This is a genomic window from Paenibacillus sp. N119s, assembly GCF_059447605.1.
The window spans coordinates 1-21,003 of record NZ_JCAJRU010000036.1; the positions used below are offsets into that span (position 1 = coordinate 1).

19 protein-coding genes are annotated in these 21,003 nt (G+C 45.6%); 12 read left to right on the forward strand and 7 right to left on the reverse strand.

Annotation, left to right across the window (positions count from 1 at the left end; genetic code table 11):
- Positions 1-1,213, reverse strand: a 1,213-nt coding sequence (locus tag AC5V8P_RS06770; RefSeq protein WP_495473585.1) for an MFS transporter, incomplete at its 3' end; no start/stop codon positions are given.
- A 588-nt stretch (positions 1,214-1,801) separates the two neighbouring features.
- On the opposite strand from AC5V8P_RS06770, the gene AC5V8P_RS06775 reads away from it, so the two are divergent.
- The 3 genes from AC5V8P_RS06775 to AC5V8P_RS06785 all read left to right on the forward strand — a co-directional run bounded on the left by AC5V8P_RS06775 (position 1,802) and on the right by AC5V8P_RS06785 (position 6,668).
- Positions 1,802-4,699 carry a 2-oxoglutarate dehydrogenase E1 component gene (locus AC5V8P_RS06775; protein WP_064795335.1) on the forward strand — a complete coding sequence of 966 codons (2,898 nt, stop codon included), beginning with the start codon at positions 1,802-1,804 and terminating at the stop codon, positions 4,697-4,699.
- A 5-nt stretch (positions 4,700-4,704) separates the two neighbouring features.
- Positions 4,705-5,997 (forward strand): 2-oxoglutarate dehydrogenase complex dihydrolipoyllysine-residue succinyltransferase, encoded by a 1,293-nt coding sequence (odhB, locus tag AC5V8P_RS06780; protein WP_064795334.1) that lies wholly within the window; start codon positions 4,705-4,707, stop codon positions 5,995-5,997.
- 140 nt (positions 5,998-6,137) lie between these two features.
- Entirely contained in the window at positions 6,138-6,668 is a 531-nt protein-coding gene (locus AC5V8P_RS06785) for a YfiT family bacillithiol transferase (RefSeq protein WP_064795333.1), read from the forward strand.
- Positions 6,669-6,769: 101 nt separating this feature from the next.
- Here AC5V8P_RS06785 and AC5V8P_RS06790 read toward each other — a convergent pair whose 3' ends face one another.
- The 4 genes from AC5V8P_RS06790 to mnmL all read right to left on the reverse strand — a co-directional run bounded on the left by AC5V8P_RS06790 (position 6,770) and on the right by mnmL (position 10,478).
- A complete protein-coding gene (locus AC5V8P_RS06790; protein WP_063209955.1) occupies positions 6,770-7,774 on the reverse strand; it encodes an alpha/beta fold hydrolase in 1,005 nt (334 codons plus the stop codon).
- A gap of 25 nt (positions 7,775-7,799) precedes the next feature.
- Positions 7,800-8,774: a type I phosphomannose isomerase catalytic subunit gene (locus tag AC5V8P_RS06795; protein WP_063209954.1), complete on the reverse strand. Its 975-nt coding sequence runs from the start codon at positions 8,772-8,774 to the stop codon at positions 7,800-7,802.
- A 168-nt stretch (positions 8,775-8,942) separates the two neighbouring features.
- The gene (gene mnmM, locus AC5V8P_RS06800) at positions 8,943-9,524 is read right to left on the reverse strand and encodes a tRNA 5-(aminomethyl)-2-thiouridylate-methyltransferase MnmM (protein WP_063209953.1); all 582 of its coding nucleotides are present in this window, start codon (positions 9,522-9,524) and stop codon (positions 8,943-8,945) included.
- On the reverse strand, positions 9,525-10,478 hold the full coding sequence (mnmL, locus tag AC5V8P_RS06805; RefSeq protein ID WP_064795332.1) for a tRNA modification radical SAM protein MnmL/YtqA: 954 nt from the start codon (positions 10,476-10,478) through the stop codon (positions 9,525-9,527). It abuts the gene before it with no gap.
- 306 nt (positions 10,479-10,784) lie between these two features.
- Here mnmL and AC5V8P_RS06810 point away from each other — a divergent pair, with 306 nt between their 5' ends.
- Both AC5V8P_RS06810 and trmB read left to right on the forward strand, forming a co-directional pair.
- On the forward strand, positions 10,785-10,982 hold the full coding sequence (locus tag AC5V8P_RS06810) for a hypothetical protein (protein WP_063209951.1): 198 nt from the start codon (positions 10,785-10,787) through the stop codon (positions 10,980-10,982).
- 104 nt (positions 10,983-11,086) lie between these two features.
- On the forward strand, positions 11,087-11,800 hold the full coding sequence (gene trmB / locus AC5V8P_RS06815) for a tRNA (guanosine(46)-N7)-methyltransferase TrmB (RefSeq protein WP_063209950.1): 714 nt from the start codon (positions 11,087-11,089) through the stop codon (positions 11,798-11,800).
- A 45-nt stretch (positions 11,801-11,845) separates the two neighbouring features.
- Here the strand turns inward: trmB and AC5V8P_RS06820 are convergent, their stop codons facing one another.
- Together AC5V8P_RS06820 and AC5V8P_RS06825 are read right to left on the reverse strand one after the other, a co-directional pair.
- A complete protein-coding gene (locus tag AC5V8P_RS06820) occupies positions 11,846-12,979 on the reverse strand; it encodes an MGDG synthase family glycosyltransferase (RefSeq protein WP_419866075.1) in 1,134 nt (377 codons plus the stop codon).
- A gap of 51 nt (positions 12,980-13,030) precedes the next feature.
- Complete coding sequence (locus AC5V8P_RS06825; RefSeq protein WP_063209948.1) at positions 13,031-13,558, reverse strand: phosphatase PAP2 family protein; 528 nt, start codon at positions 13,556-13,558, stop codon at positions 13,031-13,033.
- A gap of 601 nt (positions 13,559-14,159) precedes the next feature.
- Here AC5V8P_RS06825 and AC5V8P_RS06830 point away from each other — a divergent pair.
- The 7 genes from AC5V8P_RS06830 to AC5V8P_RS06860 all read left to right on the forward strand — a co-directional run bounded on the left by AC5V8P_RS06830 (position 14,160) and on the right by AC5V8P_RS06860 (position 21,003).
- On the forward strand, positions 14,160-15,398 hold the full coding sequence (locus tag AC5V8P_RS06830; protein WP_063209947.1) for a glycosyltransferase family 2 protein: 1,239 nt from the start codon (positions 14,160-14,162) through the stop codon (positions 15,396-15,398).
- A gap of 320 nt (positions 15,399-15,718) precedes the next feature.
- Complete coding sequence (infC, locus tag AC5V8P_RS06835; protein WP_007429515.1) at positions 15,719-16,216, forward strand: translation initiation factor IF-3; 498 nt, start codon at positions 15,719-15,721, stop codon at positions 16,214-16,216.
- A 20-nt stretch (positions 16,217-16,236) separates the two neighbouring features.
- Positions 16,237-16,437 (forward strand): 50S ribosomal protein L35, encoded by a 201-nt coding sequence (gene rpmI / locus AC5V8P_RS06840; protein WP_007429516.1) that lies wholly within the window; start codon positions 16,237-16,239, stop codon positions 16,435-16,437.
- Positions 16,438-16,489: 52 nt separating this feature from the next.
- On the forward strand, positions 16,490-16,849 hold the full coding sequence (rplT, locus tag AC5V8P_RS06845) for a 50S ribosomal protein L20 (RefSeq protein WP_007429517.1): 360 nt from the start codon (positions 16,490-16,492) through the stop codon (positions 16,847-16,849).
- 367 nt (positions 16,850-17,216) lie between these two features.
- Positions 17,217-18,254 (forward strand): BMP family lipoprotein, encoded by a 1,038-nt coding sequence (locus AC5V8P_RS06850; RefSeq protein ID WP_063209946.1) that lies wholly within the window; start codon positions 17,217-17,219, stop codon positions 18,252-18,254.
- 138 nt (positions 18,255-18,392) lie between these two features.
- Positions 18,393-19,931: an ABC transporter ATP-binding protein gene (locus AC5V8P_RS06855; protein WP_063209986.1), complete on the forward strand. Its 1,539-nt coding sequence runs from the start codon at positions 18,393-18,395 to the stop codon at positions 19,929-19,931.
- On the forward strand, positions 19,924-21,003 hold the full coding sequence (locus AC5V8P_RS06860; RefSeq protein ID WP_064795330.1) for an ABC transporter permease: 1,080 nt from the start codon (positions 19,924-19,926) through the stop codon (positions 21,001-21,003). The genes AC5V8P_RS06855 and AC5V8P_RS06860 overlap by 8 nt, the downstream gene beginning before the upstream one ends.

Here is a 21,003-nt window from a genome sequence, read left to right on the forward strand (position 1 = left end):
CAATAGTGTAGTATATTCCTACAAAAACGGTACAGACCCCAACTAATAAAAACAAGAGCTCAATTGAAATAAATGAAGGAAAGCTCACAGCAATAAAACCTAATGTAAGAGACTGGGACAACATCATTAACGGATTAATCAAACCTTGCACACGTCCCATCATTTGAGGATCTACAATACGAGGCAGCCATCCTCCTATGCCAATGTTAATGAACGGAAGGATCAGTGCAATGACAAAATTGATCATCAGAAAAGCATAGAGGTGGTTAACAAATCCAAGTGTGCACATCCCCAATCCGGCTACCAGAACTCCGGCTGCAATCATTTGGTGTAGCTTTAACTTGGCGGAGATGAGCGAAGCGATTAGGGTACCAAGCAACACACCAGCTCCAAAAATAATACCTGCCCATACCGTATACTGCTCATAGTTGCCTGGAGCTAGCTTATATTTAAGAATAAACATCGGTAAAACACTAAAACCACCATTTAAAATACCAAACATAAAAAAGCCTGAAACCAACCAAAGCAATAGTCTGTTGCGTAATATGTAAAGAAATCCTTGTTTAAAATCGATCATGACAAGTTTGAATTTTAGTTGTTTAAAATGATGTGCCCCGTTCGGAAGGCGTACTTCCTTGGAAATTTTGCAGGAGTGAATAAGCAGTGCAGACACAATAAAAGAAACAGCATCAATGAGGATAGCTCCAGTAATTCCAAGATGCCAATAAACGACGGCCCCCAGAGTTCCTCCAAATAACATGAAAAGACTCCCCATCATTTGATTAAGGCCTGCGGCAATGGTGTAATCATCTTCGTTTAATATCCCCTGTACAATGGCACTTTCGGCTGGGAAGAAAAATTTGGAGACAGCACTACGGATGAAGAGGAGGGCAAATATCAAAGGAATCGAATCGACCCAAATAAAAATAAGCAAGCATAAAGATAAAATTGCGCTAATCCAGTCACAATTAACAGCAATTTTTTGTCTGTCCATCCGATCTGCCAGCACTCCAACCACGAGAAATACTACCAGCATCGGGAGCGAATACATTAACTCGGCAATCGTTGCATAGTAAGGCTGACTTGAAAACCGTTTCAACAAATAAAACATGAATGCAGTAACCCCGATAACTCCTCCCATTTGTGAGGCAAAGGTTGCCAGAAAAAATCTGACATAATTCTTGTTTCTAAGTATTTGTTTTAGTCCAGTCACAGTTCCATCCCTTTCGCTTTCAAAGCGGTTTTTAGATGCCTAAGTAAAATAATAGTGAAAAGTAGGAAAATTGTACAGAAAAGTGACTTTAATGTCACTTTAAGTTTGAATTTGCATCGTATCGGCAACCCAAATACCCAGCCATCAGTTGATATCCAATGGCTGGGTATTTGGGTTGTCCGGTGTTTGATTCCTGACTCACAAAAGGGTGTCAATCTCAATCTTAATTAAGCTAACGTCTCGCTATTTGTAGCGATTACTTTGTATATCAATCACAGATTTAAGTTTGTGATTAGGATATCTTTTTATATCACATTCTAATCTTTAGATGATAAAGACTACAGGAAATACAGAACAACCCGATTCATCTCATTTACGCATGGATATGTTGAGAAAAAGGAAATGCTCATAGCTAGAAAAGTTTATACAATGGAAGAGAAATAAACACTGTGAAATTCGACTTTTGATGATGGATTTCATATAATGTGAACATAGTGTGAATTACTCAAATTAAAGATTTAACAAAACAACAAAATGAAAATGATTTCCGTCCAGCTATGAATTTCAAAATTTGACGGAGGGAACGAGATGACAATGGAAGAGAGCAGCAGACAGGTACCTTGGCAGACGTATTACGGACCTAATCTAGGTTATGTGCAGGACCAGTATGAAAAGTATGTAGCGGACCCCGGAACAGTTGATCCGGCTTACCGCGAGCTGTTTGATCAATGGGGCGAGCCGCCGCAATCCGAATATTCGGCTGCTTCCATGATAGACAACAAATTGCAGGGCCCCCCTACAAATGCTCTGGGGCACCTTGATTCAAACACATTGCAGAAAGCGGTTACAGCGGGCAAAATGGTGTGGAATATCCGTGAATACGGACATTTGGCCGCCCAAATTGACCCACTGGGACTGGATGAAGAGCAGGATACACGGTTGCTTGATCCAGCATCTTACGGTTTAACTGAACAAGACCTGAAGGCTTTTCCAGCCTCTTTAATATGGGATAACGCTCCTGCGGGAACACTGAATGGATGGGAAGCCATTCAACGACTACGTGTAGCATACACGGGACCGATTGCCTATGAATTTAGTCACATTCATAACGAGGAGGAACGTAGCTGGTTGAATAGCTATGCTGAATCTGGTTGGTCCTCCAAGCCACTTACAACACAGGAACGCAAGTCTTTGCTGGGCAGATTGATAGAAGTAGAACAATTCGAAGAGTTCCTGCATAAAACATTCGTCGGGCAGAAACGTTTTTCCATCGAGGGTAATGATGTGCTTGTCCCTGTACTCGACGAGATTATTCGTCTAACTACAAATGCGGGAGCAAGTCATGTCCTGATGGGAATGGCGCATCGCGGCCGTCTCAATGTGCTAGCACATGTGCTGGGCAAGCCTTACAGCAAAATTTTCTCTGAATTTCATCATTCGCCGAATAAGGATCTGATCCCGTCGGAAGGGTCCACAGGAATCAATTACGGCTGGACTGGGGATGTAAAATACCACCTGGGCGCAGATCGTTTTGTAAAAGATGGGGAAGCCGTACAGGCCCGTCTGACATTGGCGAACAACCCAAGTCACCTGGAATATGTCAATCCGGTGGTGCAAGGATTTTCGCGTGCAGCACAGGAAGATCGCAGTGAAGCAGGCTATCCGAAGCTGGATGTCAGCAAGGCGGCTACCATTATTATGCACGGTGATGCGGCATTCCCGGGTGAAGGTATCGTAGCCGAATCACTTAATTTTACGAATTTGCGCGGCTTCCGTAATGGCGGTACAGTGCATATCATTGTCAACAATCGTCTGGGCTTTACGACAGAGAGTGTTGATTCACGTTCAACCCGTTATGCCAGCGATCTGGCTAAGGGTTACGAAATTCCGATTGTACACGTGAACGCGGATAATCCAGAGGCTTGTATTGCTGCCGCTCGTATGGCCGGCGAATACCGCAATCGTTTCAAAAAGGATTTTCTGATTGATCTGATTGGTTACCGTCGTTATGGTCACAATGAATCCGACGACCCAGAAACAACCCAACCGCTGGTATATCGTAAGGTGAAAAATCATCCAACGGTTAGCAAATTGTATGCTCAAAAGCTGATGAAGCAGGGCATTGTCGATGAAGGGTATACTGCCAGTCTTATCGATAAGGTCCAAACCCGGCTGAAGGAAGCGCATGAGCATGTGAAGAATCAACCGGAAGAAGAGCCAGAATTTACAGCTGTGAAGGCGAAAAAGAATCAGAGCACACCGGTCCGTACGGCGGTTGAATTGAAAAAGCTGCGCCAAATCAATGAAAACTTGCTCAAATGGCCACAGGCTTTTCATGTATATCCGAAGCTGGAACGAATTTTACAACGTAGAAAAACAGCTCTGAACGAGGGTGAAAAGGTAGATTGGAGCTTGGCGGAGACGCTGGCTTTGGCCACCATTCTAGCAGACGGCAAGCCTATTCGTATGACAGGTCAGGATGCGGAGCGAGCTACTTTTGCTCATCGTAACCTTGTGCTGCATGAGCCTGAAACCGGGCGTACCCATTGCCCGCTGCATACATTGCCGGAAGCACGTGCTTCGTTCAGTATTCATAACAGTCCATTGTCTGAGGCGTCGGTTCTCGGCTTTGAATATGGGTATAACGTGTTTTCTCCTGAGACGTTGGTTATTTGGGAGGCGCAATTCGGTGATTTTGCCAACTGTGCGCAGGTTATTTTCGACCAATTCATTTCCGCCGGCCGTGCCAAATGGAGACAGAAGTCCAGTCTGGTAATGCTGTTACCGCATGGTAGCGAAGGACAAGGGCCAGAGCATACGAGTGCACGTCTGGAGCGTTTCCTCCAGTTGTCTGCACAAAATAACTGGACTGTCGCCAATTTGAGCAGTGCCTCACAGTATTTCCATCTGCTGCGCCGTCAGGCTGCATTAAGCGAAAGCGAGGAAGCACGTCCGCTTGTGATGATGTCGCCCAAGAGTCTGATTCGCAACAATCGTGTCGCTTCGCCTGCTTCTGAATTCAGCGAGGGAACATTCCGTCCTGTGTTGGAACAACCTGGTCTGGGATCACGTCCGGATCGCGTAGAGCGCATTATACTGTGCAGCGGCAAGATTGCCATTGATCTGGAGGAAGCGTTGGAGAAGGATAAGAACGGGAATGAGGCCGAAGAGCGTCTGCACATTATTCGTGTGGAGCAGCTATATCCTTTCCCGGCAGAGGAAATTCGGAATATTTTCAGCCGCTTCCTACATGTGAAGGAGTTCGTATGGGCTCAGGAAGAACCTAAAAATATGGGCGCCTGGAGTTATATGGAGCCTCGTCTGCGAGAGGTTGTACCACAGGGAGCGGAAATTCGCTACGCAGGCAGACCGGATCGTTCCAGCCCGGCGAGCGGTTATCAGCAAGTACACAGCCTAGAACAACAACGAATTATTCAATCGGCGTTGAAGCAGGATTCCAAAAACAATATTACACTGGGGAGGTAGCGGCTGTGAGCGATATTATAGTGCCAGCAATGGGAGAATCCATCACGGAAGGAACAATCTCCAAATGGCTTGTGAAGGAAGGGGATTCCGTAGGACAGGGAGATGTTCTTCTGGAGCTGGAAACGGATAAGGTTAATCTGGAAATTAGTGCGGAAGAAGCAGGTGTGGTCCAAAAAATCCTTCGTCAGGAGGGGGACACCGTGGTTATCGGTGAAGCTGTTGGCTTGATCGGAAGCGGCAGTGCGGAAGCAACCGGGGCCGGAGAAGCCGCAGCGACTCAAGCGCCTGAGGCGCCGTCTGCAGCAACTTCACCAGCTTCCGTAGAAAGCGGCGGTAAAGCAGTAGAAAAGCCTGCACCGACCATTCCCTCCAATAGCGACGGGAATGGTCAGACGGCATCACCATCCGCCCGAAAGCTGGCGCGTGAGCGCGGGATTAATCTGGAGCAGGTACAGGGAAAGGACCCGCTCGGACGTGTGTTCCAGGAAGACGTAAAAACGCATAACAGTGCTGAAGCATCACGTACAGCATCTGTACCTTCGCCTCCTGCTGCTGGCAAGCCTGTGACTCCGTCCCCAGCTCATACAGAGTATAGTAAGCCTGTGGAGCGGCAACGGATGTCCCGTCGGAGAGCAACGATTGCCAAGCGTCTTGTGGAAGCACAACAAACAGCCGCCATGCTGACCACTTTTAATGAAGTGGATATGACTGCCATTCTCGATGTGCGCAAACGTCGTAAAGATAAATTCAAGGAGAAACACGATGTAGGGTTGGGTTTCATGTCCTTCTTTACGAAGGCAGTGGTTGGCGCGCTCAAGCGTTTCCCTATGGTGAATGCAGAAATCAATGGCGATGATATCGTACTGAAAAAATACTATGATATCGGGATTGCTGTATCTGCCAAGGAAGGTTTGGTCGTTCCCGTTGTCCGGGATGCTGATCGTCTTGGTTTTGCTGAAATCGAGAAGAGCATTGCGGATTTGGCTAGCAAAGCCCGCTCCAATTCTCTTTCGCTGGCAGACTTGCAAGGGGGAACTTTTACCATAACCAACGGAGGTATTTTCGGTTCCCTGCTGTCTACGCCAATACTGAATACGCCGCAAGTAGGTATTTTGGGCATGCATAAAATCCAGCTCCGCCCGATTGCCATCGATGAGGAACGTATGGAAAATCGTCCGATGATGTATATCGCGTTGTCCTACGACCACCGTATTATTGATGGTAGCGAGGCGGTTCGTTTTCTGGTAACGGTCAAAGAATTGCTGGAAGATCCCGAATCATTGTTGCTGGAAGGATAACATAAATCTGGCGAGTGTATCACCTCTGCACGTTCATGACAAAAGCAGACTCTTGCGGGTCTGCTTTTTTTCCTGCATAGTACTAACATAAGGCTATAGACAGTACAGACATTCAGATACAGAGAAGGGCGGGAACTGTTTTGGACAAAGACTTGCGCTATCCGATTGGACCATTCATGATTCCAGATACGATTACAGAAGAGCAGCGGATCACATGGATTGACGACATTGCTGAATTGCCTGGAAAACTGCGTCAGGCGGTCGAAGGACTGAATGAGCAGCAGCTCAATACGCCTTATCGCGAAGGGGGATGGACGATTCGGCAAGTTGTGCATCATTTGGCAGACAGTCATATGAATAGCTATATCCGTTTTAAGCTGGCGCTGACCGAGGATACACCGACAATCAAGCCCTATGATGAGGGGCGCTGGGCCGAAATACCAGATGCGAGGGAGCTTCCGCTGGAACCCTCGTTGCAACTGCTGGAGGGACTACATGAACGTTGGGTGACCATGTTGCGTTCGTTGGGGGAAGATCAGCTGCACCGAACATTTATTCATCCTGAATCAGGCCAGACGATCCGTCTGGAACGAAACATTGGCATCTATGCCTGGCATGGCAAACATCACACAGCTCATATTACTTCCCTGAAAGAACGAAATGCTTGGTGATTAATTCAGAAATGATACCTTGTTGAAATATAAAGGAATACAAAAGAAACCTTTAAAGCACGATAAAAGTGACTTTAAAGGTTTCTTTTGTTAATTTCTCACTAGGATGATGACTTGGGTGATGCTGATAAACTGGATGCTTCAGAGGCTCCAGACAAAATGGAAACAGAGGTCTCCCCTGTGTTAATATGACGGTCAAGCCAGTCCACGATATCATTCATTACCTCGTCGCGATTGGTTTCATGCAGCATCTCATGGCGACCGTCAGGATAGAGGCGATACTCCACGTCTTGAAGCTCTAGGCTTCTATACATATCCACTAGCGACAACACACCTTTGCCGAACAAGCCCACTGGATCACGATCCCCGGCAAAAATATAAACGGGTAGTTTGGGATTGATTTTTTTCAGCGATGAAGGCCAGTGGATTTCTTGCAAAAGCCTAAAAAAATCAAGAAAAAAGCCTGTCGTGCAAATAGCTCCGCATAATGGGTCGTGTACGAATTGATCTACTTCATCAGGATCACGAGACAGCCAGTCGAACGCTGTACGCACAGGGCGAAAGGCACGGTTAAAGCCGCCAAAAACCATAGCGTTGAGCAACATGCTGCGATGATCCATTCCCTGCAGTTTGGCTTGCAGCAGAGCAACCTGCTCTCCGAGTTTCAGCAGACCACGCCGGCCATTGGTTCCTGATAAAATAAACCCGTGATACGACTGCTGATCATCATACATAACTTTTTGGGTTAAAAAGGACCCCATGCTGTGACCTAGTAAAAAACGAGGTTGATCAGGGAATTCCTTGGCCACAATTTCGCCTAGCTCCAGCATGCCTTTTGCCATTCGATTGAATGCATTTGCTCCCGGCATACCCAGCTTATCAGGATCACCAGCTGTGCGCCCATGGCCGATATGATCGTTAGCATACACGCCGTAGCCAGAAGCAGTGAGCTTTTCAGCCAGCCGAATATAGCGGTAGGACGTCTCACACATGCCATGCGAAACTTGAACGATCCCTTTGACGGGAACATCTTGCTCGGGCAGCCAGCGGTAGGCAAAAAGCTCTGTTCCGTCATCTTCAGCGATGGTGAAGGTGTATTCCCGCATGATCAGACATCACATCCTTTAAGCTTTAAGGAAGATAAGATCTAAGTACGGTCATTCCGTCATTTAGCGTGTAACCGCCGAGATTAGCGGGGAGTAGGAAGCAATCTCCTGCTTTACATGAAAGGGATTCCATATTATTGTCCCATGTTATGGTCCCACTGCCTTCGCAAACCACAAGAATAGTGAAGCTGTCTTCCGTTGTAGAAAGTGTCCAACTTCCATCTACAATACCCTTTTCTACAACAAAATACTCACAGGATGCCAGTTGGAGCCATTCTCCAGGCTGCAAGCCATCCGTTTTCATCGTTGTTGCGCCTGCACCTTCGTAGGAAGTTACATTAAGGGAGTCCTCGATGTGCAGCTCACGAGGTTTGCCGTCCAGACCGGGGCGGTTGTAGTCATATAAACGATAGGTCGTATCCGAATTTTGCTGGATTTCAGCAACAACAACACCCGCACACAGTGCATGTACGGTTCCAGCAGGAATGAAGAATGTATCGCCTGCTTCAACTGGAACCTGGCGCAAACTGCCCATGATATCTCCGCTCTCAAGAGCTGTACGCAGACTTTCACGAGTTACACCTTCGGTCAGACCATAAATAATTTTGGCATCCGGCTTGGCATCAAGCACATACCACATTTCAGTTTTTCCTAATTCTCCAGCTGGAAGTCCAGCGTAATCATCTGTGGGATGCACCTGAACCGATAAGTCATCATTACAATCCAGTAGCTTGATCAAAAGTGGAAAACGTCCGCCTTTTTTCGATACGCCCTTTGCCCCAAGCCAATCCTGTCCATAGGTCTGGCGAATTTCATCCAGTCCTTTTCCAGCCAGCTCGCCATTGATAACCGTTGTTGTTCCATTCGGATGATCGGCAATCATCCATCCTTCACCAATATGTCCTTCTGGTGGGGTCAGACCAAATTGTTCTAAGGCTCGTCCTCCCCAAACTCTCTCTTTGAACTCAGGTTGAAATTGCAGCGGGTATGGCTTTAGCATAGTTTCTCTCCTCCAAAATGAGTAATGACTACGATCTAACTGAATCAGGAAATCAAAACGTGCCGCTGGGCAATAAATCAGGATGGATAGGCCCATATGGCGCTAAAAATATATGTAAGGCGGCTAAAAAAGCAGCTCATTACCTAAATACGCGAGAATACCCCGACATTATTTCTTTTCAACGGCCACTACGTAAGGTGAAGCATCTCGTTGTAATTGACGGTAAATAATGCTTTGACCGCTGGAGACTGGAAGGGCAGAAGCCCATTGAAGGACGGCTTCTGCTTCTTCCCTGCCGCCGGCATGCCCAGGATATAATACGGCAGTCAGAATCCCACGTGGCCGCAGCAACTGCAAGGCAGCTTCGAGTGCGACGAGTGTGCTGTCTGTATGCGTGATGACCGTAGGATCAGCCCCTTCGGACGGCAAGTAGCCGAGGTTAAACATGACCGCAGCCACTTTGCCATGCAGCCGGTCTGGAATGGCCTGCTGCATTTGCTCATGGCCTTGCAGCAACAGTGATACTTCTGCTATTGAAGGGGAAGTGTCTTCTTCCAGCCGACGACGGGCGTAATCCAAGGCTTCCTGCTGGATATCGAAGCCGTAGACATGCCCCCGTTTGCCAGCTGCTTTAGCCAGAAACAACGTATCTGCGCCTGTGCCGACGGTGGCGTCTATAGCAGTATCGCCTGGCTGCACTCGCGCAGCTACCAATTGATGAGCATAGCTCAGAACAGACAGGAATCCCATTTAAGACTTCCTCCAGTATTTTCCCTGCCACGTTTCACGTGATTTCAGTTCATTATCAATGCCGTTCAGCACTTCCCATTTCTTAAGCGACCACATGGGACCCATCAGTAAATCGCGAGGGGCATCTCCGGTCAACCGATGAACGATCATTTCAGGGGGCAAAAACTCCAGCGTATCTACAATGAGCTTAATGTACTCGTCCTTTTCCAAAAAGCGTAGCAATCCTGCTTCGTACTGCTTGACCATCGGCGTTTTGCGCATGAGATGCAGCAGATGGATTTTGATGCCCTGCACATCCATAGCTGCTACTGCACGTCCTGTATCGAGCATCATTTCATGCGTCTCCAGGGGCAGACCATAAATAATATGGGCACACACACGGATATTTCGCTTACGCAGCTTTTCCACGGCATCCAGATAACATTGAGTATCGTGAGCGCGATTAATCAGCTCAGAGGTCGATTCATGGACGGTTTGCAGACCCATTTCGACCCACAAATACGTGCGTTCGTTCAGCTCGGCTAAATAATCCACGACATCATCAGGCAGGCAATCCGGACGTGTAGCGATGGACAGACCGACAACGCCGGGCTGCTCTAAAATAACCTCAAAGTATTCTCGCAGCTCTTCAACCGGGGCATATGTATTCGTGTAGGCTTGAAAATAGCCAATATATTTAGCGTTGGGCCATTTTAAATGCTGGCGGTCCCGAATCGTATTGAACTGGGTGACCAAATCATCACGGCGACGTCCGGCAAAATCACCTGATCCGCGTGCACTACAAAAGGTACAACCCCCTTTGGCGATGGAACCATCGCGATTTGGACAGGTAAAACCCGCATCCAGCATGACTTTAAATACTTTATTTTGAAATTGCTCGTGCATTTCGTAATTCCAGGTATGGAACCGTTTATCTCCCCACTGGAGAGGAGCAGGCAACAAATCTGTTTTCATGGGTGTACTCCTTTTTTTACGATCACCCTATTGTAACAAAATTCAATCTTAAATGGGAATCACTTGACCGAGAAAGTCATTAAAAAGTGCGGATTTTATGGCTTTCCGGATTGAAAAAGGTTACACAATATGTTATATTGTAAGCGGTACCAGACATATGATAAAAGGACTGTTTTTATCCTGAAGATAAAAAGTTATCAGTCGCTAATGATTATTCTTCAGGGAGGCAGCTGTGCTGTTTCTATCGCCTGCTTTAGGGGAAGTGCACGTCGGTTCCATCACAAATAACCCGTGAGGTGATCTTTTATGGAAACGCAGGATAAGACGCGTATGGATAAAGTTACGGTTGAGTTGACCTTTGATGAGGCGTTAGCATTGACGGGTGTCCGTTTTGGACAGGATCGTCAGATTGGAACGTCTGCACGTCAAAAAATCAGAGCCGCTTGCCAAAAGACAATTGATTTTTCACCTGCTGATGGGGTAGACTATGAACAATTAAATTAGTTGGACCCCAATCCAAATATATTGAAAAAGGAATTTCATTTCCGTATCTTCAAGCGGGGGTGAAATTCCTTTTTCCTTGATAACAGAGTATATGGAGGAGTAACATGCGTTTACGCGGAAGAAAAGGAATACGTGAAAGTCTGGAAGAACAGCAAGATCTGGTCATCTTGGAACCATCACAGTATAAGGGGAAATGGCAGCAGCTTTTTGGTAATGATCGTCCCATTCATGTGGAATTTGGCATGGGTAAAGGGCAATTTATAAGCCAAATGAGCTACCGAAATCCAGAGGTTAACTATATCGGCTTTGATATGTATGATGAGCTGGTTCGCCGTGCTACCGAAAAATCCCGTCTGGCCTGGAGTGATTCAGAGGTTGTTACACCGCCTAATATCAAGTTGGCCCTGGCAAATATCGAACAGATCGAAAATGTTTTTGAACCAGGAGAAGTAGAACGCATTTATCTGAATTTTAGCGATCCCTGGCCTAAAGCCAAGCATGCACGCCGTCGTTTGACGCATCCGCGTTTTTTGGACAAGTACCGTCAGCTATTGAACAGCAAAGGGCAAATTCATTTTAAGACGGACTCGGAGACACTGTTTGAGTTTTCTCTGAATTCATTCGCCGACAGCGGTCTGCAAATGACGAACATTTCGTTAAACCTTCATCGTGACGGAATCAATGAGGAGCATGTCATGACGGAATATGAACAGAAGTTTATGGGTAAAGGTATGAACATTCATCGTGTCGAGGTGTTGATTGGGAAAGACGCTTTGGCAGAGTACGAAAAAACACGGCTCGAAAAATACGGAAAGTAACCATAGACAAAAATAATTAAAGTAAACCAAACAGGGTGCTTCCTTTTAGGAAAGCACCCTGTTTGGTTCCAGTATATCCAAAATACTCTGTGCGCTCTGAAGAGGATAATATCGCGCTACATTATGGATGTGCTCTTGTCGCTTGCGAACGATTTCTGGAAAATCGTATAGCAGACGGTTCATCCATTTCACGACAACGTCCAGCGAAGTAATCGGTTCTCCGAAGCCTTGAGCCGTAAAATATTGACAATTTTCCTCCTCCTGTCCAGGGAGAGGCTTGTGAAACAGCATCGGAATCCCTTTGGCCAGCCCTTCGGTGCATGTCATTCCGCCAGGCTTGGTAATGAGTAGATTCGACACTTCCATTAATTTGTCGATTTCCCGTGTAAATCCAAAAATATGAATGTTTGAATGATTGAACCGAGGATCCAACTCCATTTTACGACGAATTTTATCATTATGCCCCAAACAAAAAATAAATTGAATTTTTTCTCTCCAATCGGTAAGCGAACGATGTATGACTTCGTCGTTCATCAGGCCCCAGCCGCCGCCCATAACGAGTACCGTCGGGATGGATTTTAGCCCAAACTGTTCTCTGATTTCATCGTGCCCAGGATGTTCCCAAAAATTTGGATGAACCGGAATACCAGTTACCTGGATTTTCGATACGGAAACTCCGCGCGCGCGCAGCTTACGCATGACTTCAGGCGTAGACACAAAGTACCGGTCAACCTCGGGACTAATCCATGTACCATGTGCATCGTAGTCTGTAATGACGGTACACAGCGGTACATGTAAGCCTAAGCGCTTCAAGCGTGAAATGACTGCGCTCGGGATAGGGTGAGTACATACCACCAAATCGGGACGAAGCTGCCGGAGAATATTTCGGGTCTGTGTGTAGAACAGCCGGTGCAAAGCGAGCGTTGTAAGACGGTTTAATGATTTTTTGTATTGATGACGGTAAACCAATCCGACTAGGCGAGGCTGCGATACAACAGTCTTCTTGTATGCTGTAATAATAAGCGGGGCCATTCTCGGATTCAAAAAGCTCCCCAGCTCCAGCACTCTTGTCTGCACATCCGGAGAAAGCTTCCGCAAGCTGCTTGAGAGCGCATAGGCAGCTTGAGTATGTCCGGCACCGAAACCTTCCGATAATAATAACACTCGTTTTTTAGCCACTCTCATTTCACCTGTTCCTGCTGGGATGTTCTCAATCATACCATATCGGCTTTAAGGCCAGAATGCAACCGTTCCTATTGCGGCAGACGTTCCGATGACTGCTCCTGCAAGCACATCCGTGGGATAGTGAAGCCCCAAATAAATTCGGGAAAAACCTACAATTATCGCTACAGGCAGCAGCAATAGTGCTAGCATGGGTGACTGCAGCATAAAAGGAACGGTAGCTGAAAAAATAGCGGTCGTGTGCCCTGAGGGAAAAGAATGATCCGACAAGGGATTGCGGAATGTATTTGTGCCTGGTAGCGCCAAGTACGGACGTATCCGCGGGTACAGCTTTTTAACGATAGCTACAGGGATGTGACTGATCGCAAGAGCGATAGCTCCCTTCATGCCGGAGTCTTTCCATGGATACGGAGCGAGCCACCAAATAAGAAGCGTAGAGGCTATTGTAAAGGTAGCCCCGCCTAAATGTGTGAGATAATACAGCCAAAAGTTCAAAAAACGGTTGTGTAAGCGCCCGTTGATCCATTTGAACAATCGCTGCTCCAGACTTACAAGTTTTACGACTAGACGTTGCATTTGGTTTCCTCCGGTTGCCGGTTCAGGTCTGTCGGCAAATATTTTGAATCAATTTGACATTAATCAGGTCTAAGTAATTATTCTCTTGCTCTCATCATATTTTTAAACGCTATTCATTTCAAGAATCACCACTTACCTGGTTCAATTCTACACAAAAATGTTAATGGAATATAAGCTGTATTGTATAACTTTCTTTGCGTTCATCCGTCTAATAAGATAGAGTGGATAGAAGTGGTTGCTAATTGGCCCACAAAAAGGAGGGACCAAAGAAATAAAAAGTTAGCAAATGGATGAAAATAAGACCTAAGCGTCATGAATAAGAGGTCCAGCGCCGCATTCTCGGTTCAAACGGGAATTTGTCGTGTTTTTTTGCTGCTGAGACCCGTTTAGGGGCTTTGACAAAAGGTTGAAAACCAACGAAAATCGTAATGGCATTCCTGTGTCAGCCAAAAGGGGGCTGCACAGAGCCAAAGAAGAAAGCAAGGGTCGGGTCAAAAACTACAGAAAAGGCGCATAAAGCGCCGCAACTTGCGCTACACAGATAGAAAACAGACAAACGCAAGATTTTTAAAGGGGTATAAAAAGGGGGTAACAAGAGATCATGTTAGACGCTATTTTTGTGACGCTCCAGGTCATACTGGCGGTGATCGCAGTCTATCAGTTTGCATTCTCCTTGTTCGGATTGGTTCGTAAGAAAAGAAAAGTGCAGGCGGCTCCAGAAAAATCATTTGCTATTTTAGTCGCTGCCCACAATGAAGAACAAGTTGTCGGAGCATTGATGGAAAATTTAAAGGAGCTTGACTATCCAAAGGAACTGTACGACGTATTCGTAATCTGTGATAACTGCACAGATAAGACAGCGGACATCGTTCGTGCTCATGGCATGAATGCATGTGAACGTACGAATCCGAATTTGCGTGGTAAAGGCTACGCTATTGAGTGGATGCTCAAGGAGCTGTGGGCTATGCCGCGGCAATATGATGCCATTGTCATGTTTGATGCCGACAATTTGGCGCATACCAATTTCTTGAGCGAAATGAACAATGACTTGTGCTCAGGCGCCCGTGTCATCCAGGGGTATATTGATACTAAAAACCCTGAGGATTCCTGGATCACAGCAGCATACGGGGTATCTTATTGGTACATCAACCGTTTGTGGCAACTGTCACGTCACAACCTGAATATGGCTAATTTCCTTGGTGGTACAGGCATGTGCTTTGAAACAAATCTGCTCAAGGAAATGGGCTGGGGTGCAACAAGTCTGGTAGAGGATTTGGAATTCACCATGCGTTGTACACAACGCAACGTATACCCAAGATTTAATTACGATGCCAAGGTGTATGATGAGAAGCCGTTGACATTCAAAGCTTCTTCCAGACAGCGTCTGCGCTGGATGCAAGGTCACTTCACGGTTGCTCGTCGTTATTTCTTCCCATTGCTGTGGCAAAGTATCAAAGATAGAAGCCTGATTAAATTCGATATGGCTCTTTATGGTCTGAACGTGTATATCGTACTGTTTACGTTCTTGATGACAGTAGCGATGTGGGTGGATATTGTAATATTCGGTGGACCCAATATTGAAAATATCTACGTACAATTCCCTGCGTGGACCGGTTTTGTGGCCATAAGTCTGAATATTATCACCTTTTTGATCGCGATGATCTTGGAAAAGGTCACGTTCAAAAAAGTATACCTGTACTTGCTGCTGTTCCCAGTCTATCTGGTTTCGTGGTATCCGATTACGTTCTATGCATTCTTTACACAGAACAACAAGCAATGGAGCCACACCCAGCATACGCGTGTTGTTCGTCTGGAAGAGGTTCAGAGCAAGCAAGGTTAATGGTTGTTGAAGCAAAACTATGCAACCTACAGAGGACGTGTACACCTAATTTTCATAAAAGTATTGACGCCTCTGTAGTAGCATGATATGATATTTGAGTATGTTAATTGAAAAGTATGGATTAACAAGCAGAAGGTCCGACTTCTCACCTGCCCGGTATTGCCGGCTGGTCATGATCCAATGATTTGTGAATTCAACTTTCATGATGAATTGAGTATCAGACAGGGATGTCGGCTGCATAGTCGTCATCCCTTTTTTGTGCTTAAACACAATACAACAATAACAGGTTCTGGAGGTGGAGGGTTATTAGTAAGGAACATATGATCAATGATGAGATTCGAGTGAGAGAAGTACGTCTAGTTGGTGCAAACGGGGAACAAATCGGGATTAAACCGACTCGTGAAGCTCTGCAAATGGCGATTGACGCAAACTTGGATCTCGTAAACGTGGCGCCTCAAGCGAAGCCGCCCGTGTGTCGGATTATGGATTACGGTAAATTCCGTTATGAGCAACAGAAGAAAGAAAAGGAAGCCCGTAAAAACCAGAAGATCGTTGACATCAAAGAGGTATGGTTCCGTTCCAACATCGAGGAACATGACTACCAGACCAAGTTTCGCAATGTGGTGAAGTTCCTGAATGAAGGGGACAAGGTGAAATGCTCCGTTCGTTTCCGTGGTCGTGAAATTACCCATGCTAATGTGGGACAAAAAATTCTCGAACGTGTAAAAACGGAAGTTGCTGATCTTTGTACCGTGGAGCGCCAACCCAAGCTCGAAGGACGCAGCATGATTATGATATTGGCTCCAAAGAGTCAATGACAAATTAAGGAGGAAGTTCAATGCCAAAAATGAAAACACATAGCAGCCTTAAAGGCCGCTTCAAAATTACCGGTACTGGTAAAGTGACTCGTTACAAAGCTTACAGAAACCACTTGCTTTCCCACAAATCCAAACGTGCAAAACGCGTTCTGGGTACTAACCCTGAGATGGCACCTGGGGACGTTAGACGTTTGAAACAAGGTCTTGCTAACCTGAAATAGTATAAGCACGGCAATAAATAAAGTATAAACATTATTTGGGAGGTCTTTTGATATGGCAAGAGTAAAGGGCGGATTCGTCGTTCGTCGTCGTCATAAAAAAGTATTGAAGCTTGCTAAAGGTTATTTTGGTTCCAAACACCGCATTTTTAAAACAGCTAACGAGCAGGTAATGAAATCGCTTGTTTACGCATACCGTGACCGTCGTCAGACGAAACGTAACTTCCGCAGATTGTGGATCGTGCGTATCAACGCAGCAGCTCGTTTGAATGGTTTGTCTTACAGCAAATTGATGCACGGTCTGAAATTGGCTGGTGTGGACATTAACCGTAAAATCTTGGCTGATCTTGCAGTCAATGATATTAATGCATTCAACTCTTTGGCAACTGTTGCTAAAGGTAAAATCAACGCTTAATTAAGGCGTAAAAACCGCGAAAGTGGTAACAAAGGTGTCCCGAGCAGTATGCTGTGTAGGGATGCCTTTTTTTGTACATACTTAACACTAAAAAAGATTTTGTTTTCTTCAAAATACGAATAAATATGACGTAAGATGGCAGAATGTATGGATTTCTCAATTTTGTAACGCTTACATTTTTGGAAATCTAAAAAAAATTGACCCAAGGTTATTAATTGGCTAGATTTTAGTCGATCATAATTGTATAATCTCTAAAGTAAGTCTTCTGTACGATCTGTCTCGTCGGTAAATGACATGAAAATGATGTGCATTTTCTAAAGAAAAGAGACAGTCCAGGGATCTAACACTAAGGGGGAACAGTATCAGCATGAAGAAATTGTTTAGTATGTCTTTGGTTATGCTGCTGGCGATCTCGGTTATTCTCGCAGGCTGCGGTAACAAAAATCAAGGTGCGTCCAACGCAAATGGTGGAGAAGCAGGCGGTTCTGCCAAAACATCAAATATCCAACTTGGCATGGTTACAGATGTGGGCGGAGTAAACGACAAATCGTTTAATCAATCTGCTTGGGAGGCACTTCAAGCTATTCAGAAAGAATCAGGCGTTAAAGCTAAATACTTGCAAAGTAAATCCGACCAAGATTATATTCCTAACCTGAATCAATTCGTTAAGGGTGATTTCAACCTGACTTGGGGAATCGGTTTTAATCTTGCGAATGCGATTGGACAAGTAGCCAAAGACAATCCGAACAAAAATTTGGCGATCATTGACAGTGTTGTGGATGCGCCTAACGTTAAATCGGTTGTATTTGCTGAAAATGAAGGTTCCTTCCTGGTAGGGGTTGTGGCTGGTAAACTTACTAAAACAAACAAAGTTGGTTTTGTGGGTGGACAAGACAGCCCGCTGATCAAACGTTTTGAAAAAGGATTTGAAGCAGGGGTAAAGGCTGTAAATCCAAAAGCACAACTGATTGTGAACTATACGGGTGCATTTGATAAGCCGGATCTTGGTAAAGCTGCTGCAGCAACGATCTACAATGATGGTGCGGACATTATTTTCCATGCAGCTGGTGGATCAGGAACAGGCGTATTTAACGAAGCACTCGCACGTAAGCAGCAAGGTCAGCAAGTATGGGTTATCGGCGTAGATAAAGACCAATCACTTGAGTTTGGTGACGGAGTAACATTAACTTCGATGGTAAAACGCGTAGATGAAGCAGTAAAACGTGTATCCCAAGAAGTAATTGACGGTAAGTTTAAGGGCGGTGTCGAAACACTGGCTCTGAAGGATAACGGAATTGGATTGGCAGATACATCTTCGAAAAACGTTCCTAAAGATGTGCTTGATCTTGTAGAACAATACAAGCAAAAAATCATTAAAGGCGAGATTAAAGTTCCTTCGAAATAAGCTAGACTGAAGAACATAGAGGTAGCGACAAGGCTGGTTCATAAGACTAGCCTTGTTCTTACGTCTGGAGTTATAAGATTATAATGGTCAAAATCAGCTCATTGGAGCACATACTATAAAGTGTATAAGGGTGATCTCATGGATGCAGCGACCCCCGTCGTTGAGTTAAAGCAAATTACAAAACGATTCCCCGGCATCGTTGCCAACGACTCCATCAGCATCAAGCTGCATAAGGGAGAAATTCATGCCCTTTTGGGTGAGAATGGCGCGGGTAAATCTACGCTTATGAATATTCTTTTCGGACTATATCAGCCGGATGAAGGGACCATTGAAATGGGAGGAAACCCCGTACAGATTGATAGTCCTAATAAGGCAATTGATCTGGGGATCGGCATGGTACATCAGCATTTTAAGCTCGTACAGCCGTTTACCGTAACCGAAAATATTGTCCTGGGTTCGGAGCCACGTAAGGGTCTGAAAATCAATTATAAAAAGGCTGCCGCAGAAGTACAGCGGTTATCTGAGCAATATGGACTTCAGGTGAATCCGAATGCCAAAATTGAGGATATATCTGTGGGTATGCAGCAACGTGTGGAAATTATCAAGACACTCTATCGTGGTGCAGATATTCTGATTTTCGATGAGCCAACCGCGGTGCTGACACCACAGGAAATTTCTGAGTTGCTGGACATTATGAAGCGCTTAGTCGCTGAAGGCAAATCAATCATTCTTATCACGCATAAGCTCAAAGAAATTATGCAAATTGCCGATACGGTTACGATCATTCGCCGAGGTAAAGTTATTGATACGGTCAAAACCTCTGAAACAACACCGAATGAGCTGGCGGAGAAAATGGTAGGCCGCCGTGTGTCCTTTAAAGTGGATAAGAAGCTTGCTCAACCAGGACAAACTGTACTGGAAATGAACAATGTAATCTCTAAAAATAAGGATGGCATTCATGTTCTGAATGAATTGAACCTGCAGGTTAAGGCCGGCGAGATTTTGGGGATTGCTGGGGTGGACGGCAATGGACAGAGTGAGCTGATTGAAGCCTTGACAGGATTGCGCAAGGTGGATAGCGGAAGTATCCGTTTGCTCGGAAAAGAACTGACAAACCAGCCACCGCGCAAAATTTCAGAGGCAGGCGTTTCACATATACCGGAGGATCGCCATAAGCATGGATTGGTGCTCGATTTTTCCATGAGTGAAAATATGGTGCTGGAGACGTATTATCAGGCACCTTACAGTAAAAACGGCTTTTTGAACAAGGACGCTATAGAAAAACAGGCAAAAAGCCTTATTGAGAAGTTTGATGTAAGAACACCAGATATTCATACCAAGGCAAGAGCGTTATCTGGTGGGAATCAGCAAAAGGCTATTATAGCGCGTGAAATTGATAAAAACCCAGACCTTCTCATCGCAGCTCAGCCTACACGCGGGCTGGATGTTGGGGCTATTGAGTTTGTCCAAGAACAATTGATTGCCCAGCGGGATCAAGGTAAAGCGGTACTGCTTATTTCATTTGAGTTGGACGAGATTATGAATGTATCCGATCGAATTGCTGTTATTTATGAGGGCAAGATTGTCGGGGAAGTGCTGCCTGAAGAAACGAATGACCAGGAACTGGGACTCATGATGGCAGGAAGTGCAGTGAAGAAAGGAGTAGAGAATGGCTAACCTATTGAAAATATTCACAAAAGACTCCTTTGTTCTGGCACTGGTCTCTATTGTTTTTGGCCTCATTCTGGGTGCTATCGTGATGTTGATTGGCGGGTATGACCCTATTGTGGCGTACTCTGCATTGTTTAGCCGTGTGTACGGAGACACCTACAACTTTGGCGAAGCGATCCGTGAGATGACTCCTTTAATTCTAACAGGATTGGCATTTGCTTTTGCGGCTCGTGCCGGGTTGTTTAATATTGGCGGCGAAGGTCAGTTTCTGGTCGGTATGACAGCTGCTTCGATTGTAGGCATCAAACTTCATGGGTTGCCTGCTATCATTCATGCACCGCTAGCTGTAATTGCAGGAGCCGTTTTCGGAGGCTTATGGGCTGCGATTGCTGGCTATTTGAAGGCCAAACGAGGCGTTAACGAAGTTATTACATGTATTATGATGAACTGGATCGGACTGTATTTGGCTAATTTGGTGATTAATCAGTTCGCACTTTTGGAAGGGGAAAATCGCTCTGTAGATATCCAACCTTCCGCTTCTATTTCCATTGATTGGCTGTCCCAGATGATGGGGAATGCTCGGGTTCATTGGGGCACCGTTATTGCTGTGCTGGCGGCAGTGTTTTTCTATATTTTCATGTGGAAAACAAAGCAGGGCTATGAGCTTCGGGCTGTCGGATTTAATGAGGATGCATCTCGTTATGCAGGTATGAATGTAAATCGCAATATCATAAAAGCGATGTTTATTAGTGGTGTTTTTGCTGGATTGGCTGGTGCCTTTGAGGTGTTGGGGGTTTTCCATTATCAATCTGTTATGGCAGGATCACCGGGAACCGGCTTTGACGGCATCGCTGTGTCTTTGATCGGGATGAATAATCCGTTCGGTGTACTGCTTGGCTCTGTTTTGTTCGGGACGCTTACGTATGGTTCTGCAGGGATGAGCTTTAGCGCGGATGTACCACCAGAAATTATCCGGGTAGTTATTGGCTCGATTATTTTCTTTATTGCCGCCCAAGGCATTGTGCGTTGGGTTGTAAAGCCGCTGTATTCCAAGCGGAAGAAAGAGAAGGTGTTGTAA

Excerpts from the sequence above, each read along its gene's own strand:
- AC5V8P_RS06850 (WP_063209946.1), top strand. The coding sequence starts at position 17,217 with ATGAAGAAATTGTTTAGTATGTCTTTGGTTATGCTGCTGGCGATCTCG.
- mnmL (WP_064795332.1), bottom strand. The coding sequence starts at position 10,478 with ATGAAAACAGATTTGTTGCCTGCTCCTCTCCAGTGGGGAGATAAACGG.
- AC5V8P_RS06795 (WP_063209954.1), bottom strand. The coding sequence starts at position 8,774 with ATGCTAAAGCCATACCCGCTGCAATTTCAACCTGAGTTCAAAGAGAGA.
- AC5V8P_RS06860 (WP_064795330.1), top strand. The coding sequence starts at position 19,924 with ATGGCTAACCTATTGAAAATATTCACAAAAGACTCCTTTGTTCTGGCA.
- AC5V8P_RS06790 (WP_063209955.1), bottom strand. The coding sequence starts at position 7,774 with ATGCGGGAATACACCTTCACCATCGCTGAAGATGACGGAACAGAGCTT.
- rplT (WP_007429517.1), top strand. The coding sequence starts at position 16,490 with ATGGCAAGAGTAAAGGGCGGATTCGTCGTTCGTCGTCGTCATAAAAAA.
- trmB (WP_063209950.1), top strand. The coding sequence starts at position 11,087 with ATGCGTTTACGCGGAAGAAAAGGAATACGTGAAAGTCTGGAAGAACAG.
- AC5V8P_RS06810 (WP_063209951.1), top strand. The coding sequence starts at position 10,785 with ATGGAAACGCAGGATAAGACGCGTATGGATAAAGTTACGGTTGAGTTG.
- AC5V8P_RS06830 (WP_063209947.1), top strand. The coding sequence starts at position 14,160 with ATGTTAGACGCTATTTTTGTGACGCTCCAGGTCATACTGGCGGTGATC.
- infC (WP_007429515.1), top strand. The coding sequence starts at position 15,719 with ATGATCAATGATGAGATTCGAGTGAGAGAAGTACGTCTAGTTGGTGCA.
- AC5V8P_RS06855 (WP_063209986.1), top strand. The coding sequence starts at position 18,393 with ATGGATGCAGCGACCCCCGTCGTTGAGTTAAAGCAAATTACAAAACGA.
- AC5V8P_RS06825 (WP_063209948.1), bottom strand. The coding sequence starts at position 13,558 with ATGCAACGTCTAGTCGTAAAACTTGTAAGTCTGGAGCAGCGATTGTTC.
- mnmM (WP_063209953.1), bottom strand. The coding sequence starts at position 9,524 with ATGGGATTCCTGTCTGTTCTGAGCTATGCTCATCAATTGGTAGCTGCG.
- rpmI (WP_007429516.1), top strand. The coding sequence starts at position 16,237 with ATGCCAAAAATGAAAACACATAGCAGCCTTAAAGGCCGCTTCAAAATT.
- AC5V8P_RS06775 (WP_064795335.1), top strand. The coding sequence starts at position 1,802 with ATGACAATGGAAGAGAGCAGCAGACAGGTACCTTGGCAGACGTATTAC.